The sequence below is a fragment of the Rhodococcus sp. CX genome, assembly GCF_015865005.1.
GTDB lineage: Bacteria > Actinomycetota > Actinomycetes > Mycobacteriales > Mycobacteriaceae > Rhodococcus.
The window spans coordinates 1-15,630 of sequence record NZ_JADZGH010000114.1; the positions used below are offsets into that span (position 1 = coordinate 1).

General features: G+C 69.3%; 12 protein-coding genes, 1 tRNA gene and 1 pseudogene. 9 read left to right on the forward strand and 5 right to left on the reverse strand.

The window, feature by feature from the left end; translation table 11 throughout:
- Nucleotides 1-186 precede the first annotated feature (186 nt).
- The gene (locus tag I0Q12_RS12495; protein ID WP_197252223.1) at nucleotides 187-336 is read right to left on the reverse strand and encodes a hypothetical protein; all 150 of its coding nucleotides are present in this window, start codon (nucleotides 334-336) and stop codon (nucleotides 187-189) included.
- Between the two features lie 118 nt (nucleotides 337-454).
- Between I0Q12_RS12495 and I0Q12_RS12500 the strand changes: the two genes are divergently transcribed.
- A complete protein-coding gene (locus I0Q12_RS12500; RefSeq protein WP_197252224.1) occupies nucleotides 455-592 on the forward strand; it encodes a hypothetical protein in 138 nt (45 codons plus the stop codon).
- Nucleotides 593-631: 39 nt separating this feature from the next.
- On the opposite strand, the gene I0Q12_RS12505 is transcribed toward I0Q12_RS12500, so the two are convergent.
- The 3 genes from I0Q12_RS12505 to I0Q12_RS12515 form a co-directional block, all read right to left on the reverse strand.
- Complete coding sequence (locus I0Q12_RS12505; protein ID WP_197252225.1) at nucleotides 632-2,374, reverse strand: SelB C-terminal domain-containing protein; 1,743 nt, start codon at nucleotides 2,372-2,374, stop codon at nucleotides 632-634.
- Nucleotides 2,374-3,678, reverse strand: a complete 1,305-nt coding sequence (gene selA, locus I0Q12_RS12510; protein WP_197252226.1) for an L-seryl-tRNA(Sec) selenium transferase — start codon at nucleotides 3,676-3,678, stop codon at nucleotides 2,374-2,376. Before selA ends, I0Q12_RS12505 begins: the two co-directional genes overlap by 1 nt.
- Nucleotides 3,679-3,707: 29 nt before the next feature.
- Nucleotides 3,708-3,802: transfer RNA gene (locus I0Q12_RS12515), tRNA-Sec, on the reverse strand.
- Nucleotides 3,803-3,860: 58 nt separating this feature from the next.
- Between I0Q12_RS12515 and selD the strand changes: the two genes are divergently transcribed.
- From selD to nrfD, 4 genes are all read left to right on the forward strand, one after another.
- Nucleotides 3,861-4,883, forward strand: coding sequence for a selenide, water dikinase SelD (gene selD / locus I0Q12_RS12520; RefSeq protein ID WP_197252227.1), 1,023 nt, complete (start codon nucleotides 3,861-3,863; stop codon nucleotides 4,881-4,883).
- A gap of 100 nt (nucleotides 4,884-4,983) precedes the next feature.
- Nucleotides 4,984-8,289: a formate dehydrogenase gene (gene fdh, locus I0Q12_RS12530; RefSeq protein WP_231610529.1), complete on the forward strand. Its 3,306-nt coding sequence runs from the start codon at nucleotides 4,984-4,986 to the stop codon at nucleotides 8,287-8,289.
- The gene (locus I0Q12_RS12535) at nucleotides 8,286-9,200 is read left to right on the forward strand and encodes a 4Fe-4S dicluster domain-containing protein (protein WP_197252230.1); all 915 of its coding nucleotides are present in this window, start codon (nucleotides 8,286-8,288) and stop codon (nucleotides 9,198-9,200) included. The genes fdh and I0Q12_RS12535 overlap by 4 nt, the downstream gene beginning before the upstream one ends.
- Entirely contained in the window at nucleotides 9,197-10,216 is a 1,020-nt protein-coding gene (nrfD, locus tag I0Q12_RS12540; protein ID WP_197252231.1) for an NrfD/PsrC family molybdoenzyme membrane anchor subunit, read from the forward strand. Before I0Q12_RS12535 ends, nrfD begins: the two co-directional genes overlap by 4 nt.
- Before the next feature lie 4 nt (nucleotides 10,217-10,220).
- On the opposite strand, the gene I0Q12_RS12545 is transcribed toward nrfD, so the two are convergent.
- Nucleotides 10,221-11,261: a sigma-70 family RNA polymerase sigma factor gene (locus I0Q12_RS12545; protein ID WP_197252232.1), complete on the reverse strand. Its 1,041-nt coding sequence runs from the start codon at nucleotides 11,259-11,261 to the stop codon at nucleotides 10,221-10,223.
- A 253-nt stretch (nucleotides 11,262-11,514) separates the two neighbouring features.
- On the opposite strand from I0Q12_RS12545, the gene I0Q12_RS12550 reads away from it, so the two are divergent.
- The 4 genes and pseudogenes from I0Q12_RS12550 to I0Q12_RS32715 all read left to right on the forward strand — a co-directional run.
- Complete coding sequence (locus I0Q12_RS12550; protein WP_197252244.1) at nucleotides 11,515-12,849, forward strand: AarF/ABC1/UbiB kinase family protein; 1,335 nt, start codon at nucleotides 11,515-11,517, stop codon at nucleotides 12,847-12,849.
- 93 nt (nucleotides 12,850-12,942) lie between these two features.
- Nucleotides 12,943-13,752, forward strand: a complete 810-nt coding sequence (locus tag I0Q12_RS12555) for a crotonase/enoyl-CoA hydratase family protein (protein WP_197252233.1) — start codon at nucleotides 12,943-12,945, stop codon at nucleotides 13,750-13,752.
- Between the two features lie 37 nt (nucleotides 13,753-13,789).
- Entirely contained in the window at nucleotides 13,790-14,947 is a 1,158-nt protein-coding gene (locus tag I0Q12_RS12560; protein ID WP_197252234.1) for an acyl-CoA dehydrogenase family protein, read from the forward strand.
- A 2-nt stretch (nucleotides 14,948-14,949) separates the two neighbouring features.
- Nucleotides 14,950-15,630: pseudogene (locus I0Q12_RS32715) on the forward strand (AMP-binding protein); the annotation flags it as partial.

The following is a 15,630-nucleotide window of genomic DNA, read 5'->3' on the forward strand; positions in this document are numbered from 1 at the left end:
CCGGTCACGGGCTCGATCCGAAGCCGGACGGCTTGGATCGGGTGCACGTGCCGGCACCGTCGCCGCCGCGTGTGTGGTCGTTCCCTCCTGGGCCGTCACCGGATCGATGGGCGTGGCTCTCGCAGCGACGCTGGCGATCCTGTTCACGGTCGCCACCGCCTGGATCATGATCTGACCCAACAGTTTTCACCTACACAGAATTCCAACGAGAACCGAGAAAGCAGGAATCTGCACAATGACCATCGCCACCGGCTCCAGGACGTCCTCGACGACCGGCAGCATCGCCCGTCCGGGTGCCATCAGCACCGCGGAAATCAAGGCGCGAATCGCGGCCATGTTCGGTGACACCGACGCGGAGGACTCGGATGGACGCCGCTCTCGTTCGAGGACGACGCGCTGATCTGTGCCGCACCAGGCTTTCTCGCCTCAGTCACTTTTCGTCGAAGGAGTGCCCGTGAACCTCAATGTCGCCTCGCTGCTGCTCGTTCTCGCCGGGGGTGTCGGCGGCACCGTGACCCTGCAGGCTGCACTGAACCGTCGCGGTCGTCGGCGCCGACCGACCCCGGGCGCACTGTTCCACTACAACGGCTGACCTCGGGCGTCACACCGATCCCGGTGTTCGAACATGCCCCTACCGGGTGACCTCGCGCCGGTCGTCGGCGAGTCGTCGCGTGCGGCCGGCTCGGTCGAGCCGGCCGAGCAGTGCGAGCGCCACCCGTCGACTCGTCTTCAGCCGTTCGCGCGCAGCACTGGTCGTGAACGGTTGCTCCAGTTCGCGGAGCCGTGCTACCGCTTCGTCGGCCGCGTCGGGGAGCAGGACGATCCCCGGGCCGACCCGCCACAGCTGCCCGCTGCGGTCGGCAGCGCCCAGTGCCCGGTCATCGAGGCCGAGCTCGCGGAGCCGGTCGGCGGTCGGGGCGGCGAACGGAGCTGCGAGAAGCTCGCGACGTACCACGTCGACGGCCTTCCGGACGTCGTTCGGCAGTGCGTCGGTCCCGGGATCGACGACCCGCCCTCCGGCCACTCGCAAGGGCGGGCGCACCAGTGCCCGGATCAGGTCCGGCGAGGGGAGCCGAAGCTGGGAGGCCAGGACCCCCAGCGGGACTGCGGGATCCAGCGGATGCGCGCGAGCGTGCTCCTCGACCAGTGCGGGCAGCCGGTCACCGACCGCCTCCGCGAAGGCCGGTGAGACGAGCCACGGCCCGACGGTCAGGTGGTCGCCCTCCTCGTAGGGAATACCCAACCGGCGCAACCGCTCCCGGTGCAGGATCCCGCGGCGGCCGAGTTCGTCGGCCAGCCGTGGAACACCGTCGGCACTCGCGAGTTGGAGGGCGCGGTGTTTCGCGGCGCCGCGGCGCCGGAATCGCGGCGGGTCCGGATCGAGTACGTCGACGCGCCAGATCGTCCGGCGGCCCGGGTCGCGCAGCAGAGCGCGATCACCGATTCGTAGGGGCAGCGGGCGGGCGAGGGTGAGCCGGACGAGATCGTCTCCGAACGGCCGGCAGTGGACGTCGACGTCCGCCGCCCCCACGTGCAGTACGGGACAGGACGGGGGTCGGTCCGCGCCGGTGAGCCGGACGTCCACCACGGAGGTGTGATGCCATGCGCCGGGTGTCACGAGCACACTGCCCCGGGTCACGTCGTCGATTGGGCCGGTGAGATTGAGCGCGACCCTGGCCACGCCGCTCACCGCCGCCCGGTCGCGCCCGAGCGCCTGGATGCCGCGCACCCGCAGCGGTGTTTCGCCCAGGGCCAGGGTGTCGCCGGTCCGGACCGTCCCGGCGGTCAGCGTGCCGGTGACGACGGTCCCGGCCCCGCGCACGGTGAACCGGCGGTCCACCCAGAGCCGGACGTCGGCGTCCGGGTCCGGGTCCGGCAGGCCGGCGACCATCGTCGTCAAGGCGGCGCGGAGATCGTCGAGGCCCGCTCCGGTACGGCCGCTGACAATGACGACGGGAGCCCCCGTCAGACCGGTGCGGGCGACCTCCGCGGCGGCTCGTGCGGCGGCCGCGCCGGGGTCGGCGAGATCGGCTCGGGTCACCGCGACGACCGCGTGCCGCACGCCGAGCGCGTCGAGCGCGGCCAGGTGTTCGGCGGCCTGCGGCATCCACGGGTCGTCGGCGGCCACCACGAGCAAGGCGGCGGGGACCGGTCCCACCCCGGCGAGCATCGTGGTCAGGAATCGTTCGTGTCCGGGAACGTCGACGAAGGCAACCTCTCCCACCTCCGGCCAGGAGGTCCAGCAGTAGCCCAGCTCGATGGTCAGTCCTCGCCGCCGTTCCTCGGCCAGCCGATCGGGGTCGGTCCCGGTCAGCGCCTCGACCAGCGTGGACTTGCCGTGGTCGACGTGGCCGGCGGTCGCGACGACGTGCATCAGCGTTCCTCGCGACCGGCGGCGCGCGTGACGGCCTCGATCAGGACACCGTCTTCGTCGGGGGCGACCGCCAGCAGGTCGAGCAGCAGTCGGCCGCACTCGAGGCGGCCGACCACCGGGGGATCGCCGCGACGCAAGGGACCGGCGAGGCGCTCGGGCAGAGCGATCGCGACACTGGGCAGGATCACGTCGGGAGCGCCGCCGCCGCCCACGACGCCGTCGGAGTCGACCGATTCGGGCTCCAACCAGGCCGGGAGCGCGGCGCAGATCGTCCGGGCCCGGATACGGAGGTCGTCCGTGCGACCGGTCAGTGCGGCCGGCACCGGAGGAGTCGGCCCGGTCAGCGTCGCCTCGAGCGCCGCCAGGGTGAGTTTGTCGACGCGCAGCGCGCGGGCGAACGGGTCGCGTCGCAACCGCTCCACCAGCCGGGCCTCCCCGAGCATCAGGCCGGCCTGTGGACCACCCAGCAGCTTGTCGCCGGAGGCGGTCACGAGGTCGGCGCCGTCGCGCAGCACACTCGTGGCGTCGGGCTCGTTCGGCAGGCGCGGATGAGGGGCCAGCAGTCCCGACCCGATGTCGACCACGACCGGAGCGCCCAGTTCCTTCAGCTCCCGGACCGATACCGACGACGTGAAGCCACTGACCGTGAAGTTCGAGGGGTGCACCTTGAGAACGAATGCGGTGTCGGAGTCGATCGCCGCGGCATAGTCGCTCGGACGCACTCGATTGGTGGTACCGACCTCCCGCAACCTTGCCCCCACCGACTCCAGCAACTCGGGAATCCGGAAGCCGTCGCCGATCTCGACCAGCTCGCCGCGCGCGATGACGATCGAGCGACCACCACGCGCGAGCACCCGGGTGACCAATGCGAGGGCGGCCGCGCCGTTGTTGACCACGTGGACGGCGCCGGCGTCGGGCACCTGCGCGGCGAGTGCCTCGAGCGCGCCGCGCCCACGTCGGCCGCGCCGGCCGGTGTCCAGATCCAGCTCGACGTCGGTCGCGCCCGCCGCCGTGCTCACTGCGTCCACCGCCGCCCGGGAAAGAGGTGCGCGGCCGAGGTTGGTGTGTACCAGCACGCCGGTGGCGTTGACTACGCGCTGAAGGGTGGTCGCCCGGGCGGGCAGCGCCGCGACCGCCTCGTCGGCGACGTCCGCCGGACCGATCTCACCCGCGCGGCACCGCTGCTGGGCCGCCGCCACCGCCTCCTTGACCAGGCGGGCGCCGAGCCGATCGCGGGCCTCACGCAGCCGTGGGTCCGCGAGGATCTGGTCGGTGCGGGGAGTGTCCCGTCTCGGATCCGGCACGCGCCTCCTCGTCCCCGGAGTGACCGATCTGGCGGAGGCGGACGGGAATCGAACCCGCCTGACCCAGATGCTGGGCCACAACGGTTTTGAAGACCGCGTCCGTCACCAGACGAGAACCGCCTCCGCGCCCACCTTAACCGGAAGTCACGCCCGAGGTCGCGGCTCGGCCGTATGTTGGCGCCATGACCGCACACGTCGATCAGCCCGGTCGCGCCTACCGGCTCACCCAGTACGCGGCCGGTGGCGGCTGCGCCTGCAAGGTCCCGCCCGGCGAGCTCGAACGCGTGCTCGGCGGCTTGCCGGGAGGCCGCGCGGCGGGGGAGCTGCTGGTCGGTGTGGAGAACGGTGACGACGGTGCCGCGGTCCGGATCGACTCGGCGCCCGACGGGAGCGGCCGGGCTCTGATCGTGACCGCCGACTTCTTCACCCCGGTCGTCGACGACCCCTACGACTGGGGGCGGATCGCCGCCACCAATGCGATGTCCGACGTCTACGCGATGGGCGGCACGCCCGTGGTTGCCGTGAACCTGCTCGGCTGGCCGCGGGAGATCATCCCGTTCGAGCTGGCCGCCGAGGTGATGCGGGGCGGTGCCGACGTATGCGCCGAGGCCGGCGCCTACCTCGCCGGCGGGCACAGTATCGACGACCGGGAGCCGAAGTACGGGCTCGCAGTTACCGGGCTCGGAGATCCGGATCGATTGCTGCGCAACGACTCTGCCGAACCCGGCCTACCGCTCACCCTCACCAAGCCTCTCGGTCTCGGCATCCTCAACAATCGCCACAAGTCGACCGGCGAGCGGTTCGAGGAGGCGATCGCGGTGATGACGACCCTCAACCGTGACGCGGCGCGGCTCGCCCACGAAGCAGGGGTCCGTGCCGCCACCGACGTGACGGGATTCGGTCTGCTCGGGCACCTGATGAAGATGATGCGGGCCAGCGGGACGACTGCGGTGATCGACGCCGCGAGAGTGCCCTATGTCGGCGGGGCGAGGGAATCGCTTGCCGAGGGGTTCGTGCCGGGCGGGAGCCGGCGCAACCTCGAGTGGGTCCGCGACCACGTGGAGTCCGCGGTGGACGACGACGAGCTGCTTCTGCTCGCCGACGCACAGACGTCCGGCGGCCTCCTGGTCGTAGGGGAGTTGCCGGGCCACCCGGTGATCGGCGAGGTGGTTCCGGCGGCGGCGCACGCGATTCGGGTGCGCTGAGACCGTGCATGCGGGTGGACGACCCGAACGGCCTGACCTAGGCTCGAAACACGCGGCACGACGCTGTGCCGGCGGGCGGCACCGCACACCTGGAGGCCCGATGGCGGAGAAGAGTTCCTCCCTGCCCTGGCCCGTGCTGCGCCAACTCGTCGGCAAGGATCCGCTCGGGCGCGGGAAGGCAGTCCGCTCCCGGCGTACCGACGCAGTCGAACCGCGTACCTCGACCGCCGATCGGGTCGCGCGCAGTGTGTGTCCCTACTGTGCCGTCGGATGTGGACAGCGGATCTTCGTCAAGGACGAGCGGATCGTCCAAATCGAGGGGGACCCAGACAGCCCGGTCAACCGCGGTCGGCTCTGCCCCAAGGGCTCGGCGAGCAAGAATCTCGTCACCAGCGATCTGCGCGAGACCCGGGTCCGGTATCGGCGCCCCTACGGCACCGAATGGGAGGACCTCGACCTCGATACCGCCATGGAGATGGTCGTCGACCGCGTGCTGCGGACCCGGCGCGATACCTGGCAGGAACTCGACGAGAAGGGCCGCCGTGTCCGGCGCACGATGGGCATCGCCAGTCTCGGCGGCGCGACGCTGGACAACGAGGAGAACTACCTCATCAAGAAGCTGTTCACGGCGATGGGGGCGGTCCAGATCGAGAACCAGGCCCGCATATGACACTCCGCCACCGTCCCCGGTCTGGGGACCAGCTTCGGGCGCGGCGGCGCCACCGGTTACACGGCCGACCTGGCCAACGCTGACTGCATCGTCATCCAGGGCTCCAACATGGCCGAGGCCCACCCGGTGGGCTTCCAGTGGGTCGTGGAGGCCCAGAAGCGTGGCGCACGCGTCATCCACGTGGATCCCCGATTCACCCGCACCAGCGCTGTCGCGGACAAACACGTGCCCATCCGGGTCGGCAGCGACATCGCTTTCCTCGGCGGCATCGTCAACTACGTGCTGAGCAACGAGCTGGACTTCCGCGAGTACGTCGTCAACTACACCAACGCCCCTGTGCTCGTCAGCGACAAGTTCGTTGACACCGACGACCTCGACGGGCTCTTCTCGGGCTTCGACCCCAAGTCCCGGACGTACGACCCGACCAGCTGGCAGTACGACGTGGAGGACGAGCCGGGCGATCTGCACCGGTCCCAGGCCGCGGACTCCGCGGAGCACGCGAAGCATCGGGATACCGCCGCGGGTCTGCAGCACGAGGCGCACGGTATCCCGATCGCCGGGCATCCCAGGCGCGACGAGACCCTGCAGCACCCGCGCTGCGTCTATCAGGTGCTTAAACGGCACTTCGCCCGCTACACCCCCGAGGTGGTCGAGCAGGTGTGCGGCGTCTCGCAGGAGGATTTCCTCGACGTCTGCCGGGCGTGGACGGAGAACTCCGGGCGGGAGCGGACGACCGCCCTCGTCTACAGCGTGGGCTGGACCCAGCACAGCGTGGGCGTGCAGTACATCCGCACCGGCGCGATCCTGCAGCTGCTGCTGGGCAATATGGGCCGCCCCGGTGGGGGCATCATGGCCCTCCGCGGGCACGCCAGCATCCAGGGCTCCACCGACATCCCGACCTTGTTCAACCTCCTCCCCGGCTACCTGCCGATGCCCGACGCCGACCGGCACCGGTCGCTGTCGGACTGGATCGACAGCGTCCGCAACCCGGGCAGCAAGGGCTTCTGGTCGAAGGCCGATGCGTATGCCGTCAGCCTGCTCGCGGCCTACTGGGGCGACGCTGCCACCGCGGACAACGACTTCTGCTTCGACTACCTGCCCAGGATCACCGGAGACCACGGCACCTACCGCACGGTGCTCGACATGATCGACGGAAAGGTCAAGGGCTACTTCCTCCTCGGCCAGAACCCCGCCGTGGGGTCCGCCCACGGCCGGGCGCAGCGGCTCGGGATGGCGAACCTCGACTGGCTCGTGGTGCGCGACCTGTTCGAGATCGAGAGCGCGAGCTTCTGGAAGGACTCACCGGAGGTCGAGACCGGTGAGATCGTGCCCGAGGAGTGCGGCACCGAGGTGTTCCTGTTCCCCGCCGCCGCCTATACGGAGAAGGAAGGCACCTTCACGCAGACCCAGCGGATGCTGCAGTGGCGTGAGAAGGCGGTCGAGCCGCCGGAGGACTGCCGCTCGGAGTTGTGGTTCTTCTACCATCTCGGGCGCATGATGCGGGAGCGGCTGGCCGGGTCGACCGACGAGCGCGACCGCCCACTGCTCGACCTGACATGGGATTACCCCGTGCACGGCACGCATGACGAGCCCAGCGCCGAGGCGGTGCTGATGGAGATCAACGGTTACGACGTGGCGACGCGCCGGCCGCTGTCGTCGTTTACCGAGATGAAGGCGGACGGCTCCACACTTGGTGGCTGCTGGATCTACACCGGTGTGTTCGCCGACGGCGTCAACCAGGCAAACCGCCGAAAATCACGCCACGATCAGTCTTTCGTTGCGCCGGAGTGGGGTTGGGCGTGGCCGTTGAACCGTCGCATCCTCTACAACCGGGCTTCCGCCGACCCCGAGGGCAGGCCGTGGAGCGAACGCAAGGCCTACGTGTGGTGGGACGCCGACACCGGCCGGTGGACCGGCGAGGACGTGCCGGACTTCGAGAAGACCAAGCCACCGAGTTACCGGTCGCCGGTCGGTGCCCAGGGCGTCGAGGCGATCGAGGGCAACGATCCGTTCATCATGCAGGGCGACGGCAAGGGTGCCCTGTATGCGCCGCAGGGACTCGTCGACGGCCCGATGCCGACCCACTACGAACCGGTCGAATCGCCGTTCCGGAACCTGCTCTACGGGCAGCAGGCCAATCCGACGCGCGTGGAATACCGCCGCGACGACAACCGGATGAATCCCGCGCCGCCGGAGGAACACGTCGACGTCTTCCCGTTCGTGTTCACGACCAGCCGGCTCACCGAGCACCACACGGCGGGCGCGATGAGCCGCTATCTCGAGCACCTCGCCGAACTGCAACCGGAGATGTTCGTGGAGGTCTCGCCCGTTCTGGCGGCCGAGCGCGGACTCGAGCACATGGGCTGGTGCCACGTGGTCACCGCCCGCTCGGTGGTCGAGGGCCGGGTGCTGGTGACCGACCGGTTGCGTCCGCTGAAGGTCGAGGGCAGGACCGTCCACCAGATCTGGCTGCCGTATCACTGGGGCGCAGGCGGCAAGGTGAAGGGCGATTCGGCGAACGACCTGTTCGGGATCACGTTGGACCCCAACGTGCTCATCCAGGAGACCAAGGTCGGTACCTGCGACGTCCGCGCCGGACGTCGGCCGACCGGCGCGGCGCTGCGCAAGTACGTCGAGGGGTACGCGCGCCGGGCCGGGGTAACCGGCACCTACCCGCCCATCGTCACCGTCACCGGCACGGACGGCGCATCCACCCCCGAGGAGGACGACGAGTGATCGGCCGCAACAGTTTCTTCGGACCGCTCGACCCCGCACCCGACGCCGGTTACGAGGATTCGCCGGCGCGGAAGGGTTTCTTCACCGACACCAGCGTGTGTATCGGCTGCAAGGCGTGTGAGGTCGCCTGCAAGGAGTGGAACGACGTCCCCGAGAACGTGTTCGCGATGCTGGGCACGTCCTACGACAACAGCCATTCGCTCAACGCCAACCAGTGGCGTCACGTCGCGTTCATCGAGCGACCGGCGCAGAAGCGGGAACCGGTTTCTCTGGGCATGCCCACCGTCGGAGCCGCGCCCGGTGACCGACCGGACGAGGAGAAACCCGACTTCCGGTGGCTGATGTCCTCGGACGTGTGCAAGCACTGCACCCACGCCGCCTGCCTCGACGTCTGCCCGACCGGTTCCCTGTTCCGCAGCGAATTCGGCACCGTGGTCGTGCAGGACGACATCTGCAACGGCTGCGGCTACTGCGTCGCCGCCTGCCCGTACGGCGTCATCGACCGCCGCAAGGGACCGGAGGGGAACCCGAAAGTCGGTATCGCCCAGAAGTGCACACTCTGCTACGACCGGCTCACCGACGGGCAGACCCCCTCGTGCGCGCAGGCATGCCCCACACAGTCGATCCAGTTCGGCGACGTCGAGGAGTTGCGCGCGCGGGCCGAGGAACGGCTGGCGTCGTTGCACGAGCGAGGCGTCACGGACGCCCGGCTCTACGGCAACGACCCCGAGGACGGGGTCGGCGGAACCGGTGCCTTCTTCCTGCTCCTCGACGAGCCCGAGGTCTACGGTCTGCCTCCGGACCCGGTGGTGACCACCAAGGACCTGCCGGAAATGTGGACCCGGGCCGCCGTCGCGGCGGTCGCGATGCTGACTGGCGCGGCCGTGTCGTTCCTGAGGAGGCGCGGGTGACGCAGACGCAGCACGGCGGCAGCCCAGGCAACCCACGCCGATCGGGAGCCGGAGGCGGCGGCGACCGGGTGATGGTGCCGGAAGCCGCCTTCGAGTCCTACTACGGGCGGCAGGTCGTGAAGCCGGCGCCCTGGGAACACGACATCGCCGTCTACCTGTTCTCCGGAGGCGTGGCGGCCGGGAGTTCGCTGCTGGCCGCGGGCGCGGATCTCACCGGCCGCCCTGCGCTGCGCCGGGTCGCCCGGTTCGGTTCGCTCGCCTCCCTGCTCGTCAGCATCGTCGCCCTCGTTCGCGACCTGGGCAAACCGGCTCGTTTCCTCAACATGCTGCGGGTGGCCAAGCCGACCTCGCCGATGTCGGTGGGCACCTGGATCCTGTCTCTGCACGGTCCGTTCGCCGGTATCGCTGCCGCGGCGGAACTGGCCGCAGTGCTGCCCACCCGGTGGAAGCGGGGGCCGGTCCGGCTTCTGCTCGCCCTCGGCCGGCCCGCCGGGATCGTGGGGGCCGTGACCGCGCCGCCCGTGGCCGCCTACACCGCGGTACTTCTTTCCGACACTGCTACTCCTGCATGGCATTCCGCTTACAAAGAGCTGCCGTTCGTCTTCTGCGGATCGGCTGCCGCAGCGTCCGGCGGTCTCGGTCTTCTGGGTGCACCGGTCGCCGAAGCCGGGCCTGCACGCGCCTTCGCCGTCGGCGGCGCGCTCGTCGAACTGGCGACGGAGCACCGGATGGAGCGGTCGATGGGACTTGCGGCCGAGACGCTTCACCGGGGGAGGGCAGGACGGCTGATGGGGGCCGCCAAGGCCCTTACTGCGGCAGGGGCCGTGGGTGCCCTTGCCGGACACCGCAGTCGGGTGCTCTCGATGGTCTCCGGTGCCGCGCTCATGGCTGGCTCGCTGTGTACTCGCCTCGGCGTCTACGAGGCCGGCATCGCCTCGGCGAAGGATCCGAAGTACACCGTCGTGCCCCAACGGGAGCGGGTCGACCGCGGGGAACCGGTGCGCTACCGGGGCTGAGGTATCAGTCGCGTGCCGGCGGCGTCGGCGGCAGCCCGAACTTCTCGAACAGATCGACGTCGAAGAACACGGTCACGTGCACGACCCGGCCGTCGACGATGTCGAGGACCTGTAACTGGAACGGACGGTGCTGTCCGTCCTCGCCGCGCATGTACAACCCGAGCGCCGGTTGCCCGTTCGCGACCGTCGGGATCAGGATCTGGTCGCCGGGACCCTTCGCCGGGCAGTTGACCCGGATCAGCGTGCCGATGTTCTCCGCACCCTGATACCAGCCCTCGAACGGCGGCATCTCCCAGACCGCCTGCTCGGTGAGCATCTTGACGATCGAGTCGATGTCGTAGTTCTCGAAACCGTCCACCCATCGCTGGACCAGTTCGCGGGTCTCGGCGCTGTCCGGTTCGGCGAGTTCGTCCCGCGTGACCTCGGCTTCGTTGAGTTGTGCGCGAGCACGCTGCAGCAGGCTGTTGACCGCAGCGGTCGTCGTGCCGAGCGCTGCGGCGACCTCGGACGCCCGCCACTGCAGCACCTCCCGCAGCAGCAACACCGCGCGTTGCCGCGCCGACAGGTGCTGCAGCGCGGCGATGAACGCCAGCCGGATCGAATCCCGCGACGTGACGATCACGGCCGGATCGGACGGATCGTCGGAGTGGCCGTCGTCGGTGAAGGTGCCCGGTATCGGTTCGAGCCACGGCACCTCGGGGCGCTGGACCAGATCCTCCGTGGGATCCGAGCTGGGTGCGCCCAGGCCGGTGGGCAGCGGACGGCGCGAGCGGCCCTCCAGCGCCGTGAGGCAGACGTTGGTCGCGATCCGGTGCAGCCACGTCCGCAGTGACGCCCGCTCCCCGAAGTTCTCGTAACCGCGCCACGCGCGCAGATAGGTCTCCTGCACGAGGTCCTCGGCGTCGTGGATCGACCCGCTCATCCGATAGCAGTGCGCCAGCAGCTCCCGGCGATACGGATCCGCGCGGCTCATGAAGTCGGTCTCGTCGGCACCGTCCACCGACTCCGGAATGTCCTGTACTACGTCGAGCGCCTGTTCGGTCATGGCCCCTGCCCGCCTCGGTCGACACGAATGTTCTCGGCTACCCGACCGAGGGTAGTCGGCGGCACCGACAGAAACAGCCTCTCGAAGTATCTGTGCACGCCGGGTACCGTCGCACCTTGCGCAGGACTACGAAGACGCCGGCGCCGGACACGAGGGGGATTTCGTGCACGTTGCAGCGCACGTCGGTGACGGGCAGCAGCATCCCGTCGGCCCGTACGCCGGCGGACCGCCGCCCGAGGCACTGCAGGTGGCCATGCCGCCGCTCGGCAGGTTCGGCCCGGCCGAACTCGGCCGCGCGGTCGTCGTCGTCGTCGTCATCGTCGTCGCCGTGCTGACGAAGGTGCTGGCCTGGCCGATGCGGCCGGACGGTCGCGGGATCGTCGACGCGGCCGCCGAGGGTCTCGTCGACGCGTTCGAGACACTCGGGCCGACGTTCGTGAAGCTCGGTCAGCTCGTCGCGTCGTCGTCGGGCCTGTTCCCCAAGCCCCTCGCCGACGCGTGCCTGCGTTGTCTCGACGACGTTCCGCCCGTCCCGGCCGCGAAAGCTCGCGCGGTGCTCGAGGAGGATCTCGGACACCGCATCGACGAGTTGTTCGCCGAGTTCGACGACACCCCGCTCGCTGCGGCCTCGGTCGCGCAGGTGCACGCGTGTGTGTTGCGGGACGGGCGCCACGCGGTGGTGAAGATCCAGCGGCCGGGCATCCGTCACCGCATGCTCGTCGATCTGCGCGCCGCGTATGCGGGTGCGCGGCTGTTGCAGGTCTTCGAGTTCTTCCGGATCGCGAATGCACCGGCGATCATCCGGGACCTCTACTCCGCGACCATGACCGAACTGAACAGTGCCGTCGAAGCGGACCGGCAATCGCGGTTCCGGGACCGGATCGGTGCGTTCGGTGACAACAAGGGTGTCACCACCCCCGAGGTGTACTGGGACTACTGCGGTCCGCGGGTGATCTGCATGGAACGCCTGTACGGGATTCCGATGGACCGCGTCGCCGCCGATCCGGACAGTGGCGTCGACACGCGGCTGCTGATCCGGCGCGGGGTCAAGGTGTGGATCGAATCGGTCGTGCTGCACGGCCCGTTCCACGGCGACGTCCACGCCGGAAACCTGTGGCTGCTCGACGACGGCCGGCTCGCGCTCCTCGATTTCGGGATCGTCGGTGAGCTGCCCGAGCCCTGGCGGATAATCCTCCGGGATCTGTTCCATGCCACCGCCGTCGACGGCGATTTCGCCGGCGTGGCGCGCGGGATCCGCGAACTCGGTTACGGAACCGGGACGGATCTCGACGACGAGACGCTGGGGTTGGAGGTCGCCGAGGCGCTCGCACCGCTCCTGGGGCGGGAGCTGGGGGAACTGCGGCTGAGCGACCTGATCATGGCGTTGATCCGGCTCGGCAAACGGTGGGGTGTCGCGAGCCCGGAGGAAATGGTGCTGTTCGGCAAGCAGCTCGGGTACTTCGAGCGTTATGCGCGGGCGCTGGCGCCGGGCTGGGTACTCGGCCAGGACCTGTACCTGTTCCGCAACATCTTCCCGGAGGACGTTGCGATAGGCGCGGCCGAATCGGGCATTAGCCTGCCCGACTGATCAACAACGCTCGCGGCTCTTTACAGGTCGCGCCGGCTACCCTAATTTTAACGATCGTTCGACTCAAACTTTTCGGGAAGGGATCTCCTCGCCATGAGCACCGCGAACGACGTCGTACTCAGCACCCGCAAAGGCAACGTCGTCACCTGGACGATCAACCTCCCGGACCTGCGCAATCCAATCTCCGGCGACGACGTCGTCGAACGCCTCGTCGAACTCGTCGACGAGGCGAACGCCGACATCGAGACCCGCGTGGTGATCCTGACCGGCGCCGGCAGCGCGTTCTCCGCCGGCGGCAACGTCAAGGACATGGTCGACCGCGCCGGCATGTTCGCCGGCGCACCGCACGCGCTGCGCGAGGGCTACCGCCGCGGCATCCAGCGCCTGCCGAAGGCCATCTACCACTGTGAGGTCCCGATCATCGCGGCCGTCAACGGCCCCGCGGTCGGAGCCGGCTGCGACCTGGCGATGATGTGCGACATGCGGATTGCCTCGAACACCGCGTTCTTCGCCGAGAGCTTCGTCAAGCTCGGCATCATCCCCGGTGACGGCGGCGCCTGGTTGCTTCCGCGCGCGATCGGTGCGGCCCGGGCCGCCGAGATGGCGTTCACCGGGGACCGCGTCGACGCGGCCACCGCCCTCGACTGGGGCATGGTTTCGCGTGTCGTCGAGCCGGAGAACCTGCTCGACGCCGCCCACGAACTCGCCGAGCGTGTCGCCGTCAACCCGCCGAACGCCCTGCGTATGACCAAGAAGCTCCTGCGCGAAGGCCAGCGCGTCGACCTCGACACGCTGCTCGAGCTCTCCGCCTCGCTGCAGGCACTGTCCCACCACACCGCCGATCACCGGGAAGCGTTGTCCGCCTTCCTCGAACGCCGCACCGGGAACTTCACCGGCGAGTGACCCCGGCACCGCCCACACTTTCGACAAGGACGATCACATGAAGCGCACAATCCTCACCGAAGAGCACGAACAGTTCCGGAAGATGGTGCGCGACTTCATCGAACGCGAAGTCGCACCGCACCGCGAGGAATGGGACGAGATCGGCCACCCGCCCCGCGAATTCTTCAAGCGCCTCGGCGAACTCGGCATCCTCGGCATCCAGGTCCCCGAAGAATTCGGTGGCGGCGGCGAATCCAGCTTCGTCTACAACACCATCGTGTTCGAGGAGGTCGCGCGCGCGGGAGTCTCCTTCGGCGGCTACACAGTTCACGCCTGCCTGATCCTGCCGTACCTGCTCGAATACGCCACCGAGGAGCAGAAGAAGCGCTGGCTGCCCGGCTTCGCGGACGGCTCGATCATGACCGCCATCGCGATGACCGAACCCGGCACCGGCTCCGACCTGGCGAACATCGCGACCACCGCGAAGCTGTCCGAGGACGGCAGCCACTACATCATCAACGGCGCCAAGACGTTCATCACCGGCGGCGCCACCGCCGACCTGATCCTCACCGTGTGCCGCACCTCGCCGTTCGACCCCGAGAACCGGCGCGGCGGCCTCTCCATCATCGCGGTTCCGACTGCGAACGAAGGCTTTTCGGTCGGACGCAAGCTCAACAAGATCGGGCTGCACCAGCAGGACACCGCCGAGCTGTCGTACAACGACGTCAAGGTTCCTGTCGAGAACCTCCTCGGCGAGGAGGGCAAGGGCTTCTCGTACCTGACCCACAACCTGCCGCAGGAACGCCTGAGCATCGCCCTGAACCAGGTCGGCTTCGCTGAGGCCGCGATCGCGCACGCGATCGCCTACACCTCGGACCGCAAGGTGTTCGGCAAGCCCGTCGCCGCGTTCCAGAACACCAAGTTCGTTCTCGCCGAGTGCTCGGCCGAGACCCAGATGGCCCGCGTCTACGTCGACCACTGCCTCGAACTGCTCGACCGCAAGGAGCTGACGGTCGCCGACGCGGCGCGCGCGAAGCTCGTGTGCACCGAGATCGCCGGGCGGGTCATCGACAAGTGCCTGCAGCTGCACGGCGGATACGGCTACATCACCGAGTACCCCATCGCCCGCCTGTACGCGGACACCCGCGTCACCCGCATCTACGGCGGCACCAGCGAGGTCATGAAGACGATCATCTCCAAGGATCTGGGGCTGTAGGAATGTATCCGGGTCGCTACGCCGCCACCACCCCGGACCGTCCGGCGGTACACGAGGCCGCGACCGGACGCGTGATCACCTATCGCGAGCTCGAGGACGCGTCGGTACGGTTCGCGCACTGGCTGCGCCGGCACGGCGTCGGGGTCGGCGACCACATCGCCGTCCTCACCGTCAACGACGCCACGGTGTTCGAACTGTACTGGGGCGCAGTGCGTTCGGGTGTGTATATCACCCTGGTCAACACGCACCTCGCACCCGCCGAGGCGGCGTACATCGTCGACGACTGCGACGCGAAGGTGCTCGTCGTGTCCGCACCGCTGGCGCAGCTCGCCCGCGACATCGTGCCGCTCACGCCGAAGGTGGCGCACCGCCTGGCATTCGGAGGTCCGGTGCCCGGCCACCTGGTGTACGAGGACGAGGTGGCGGACCTGCCGACGGTCCCGCCCGCCGACCAGCCCCGCGGCAGCGACATGCTGTACTCGTCCGGAACCACCGGACGCCCGAAGGGCATCCGGCCGCCCCTCAGCGGCGACAGGTAGACGGTGTTCTCGTCGAATCCGAAGCCCCGCACCGTGTTGAGCAGCGGGGCTTCGGATTCGACGAGAACACCGTCTACCTGTCGCCGGCGCCGATCTACCACGCCGCGCCGCTGCGCTACGGCGCGTCGACCCAGGCGCTCGGCG

Coding starts and splice junctions, on each gene's coding strand:
- I0Q12_RS12495 (WP_197252223.1), bottom strand. CDS start 336: ATGGCCGCGATTCGCGCCTTGATTTCCGCGGTGCTGATGGCACCCGGA.
- I0Q12_RS12505 (WP_197252225.1), bottom strand. CDS start 2,374: ATGCACGTCGTCGCGACCGCCGGCCACGTCGACCACGGCAAGTCCACG.
- selD (WP_197252227.1), top strand. CDS start 3,861: ATGACCGCACACGTCGATCAGCCCGGTCGCGCCTACCGGCTCACCCAG.
- I0Q12_RS12545 (WP_197252232.1), bottom strand. CDS start 11,261: ATGACCGAACAGGCGCTCGACGTAGTACAGGACATTCCGGAGTCGGTG.
- I0Q12_RS12550 (WP_197252244.1), top strand. CDS start 11,515: ATGCCGCCGCTCGGCAGGTTCGGCCCGGCCGAACTCGGCCGCGCGGTC.
- I0Q12_RS12555 (WP_197252233.1), top strand. CDS start 12,943: ATGAGCACCGCGAACGACGTCGTACTCAGCACCCGCAAAGGCAACGTC.
- I0Q12_RS12560 (WP_197252234.1), top strand. CDS start 13,790: ATGAAGCGCACAATCCTCACCGAAGAGCACGAACAGTTCCGGAAGATG.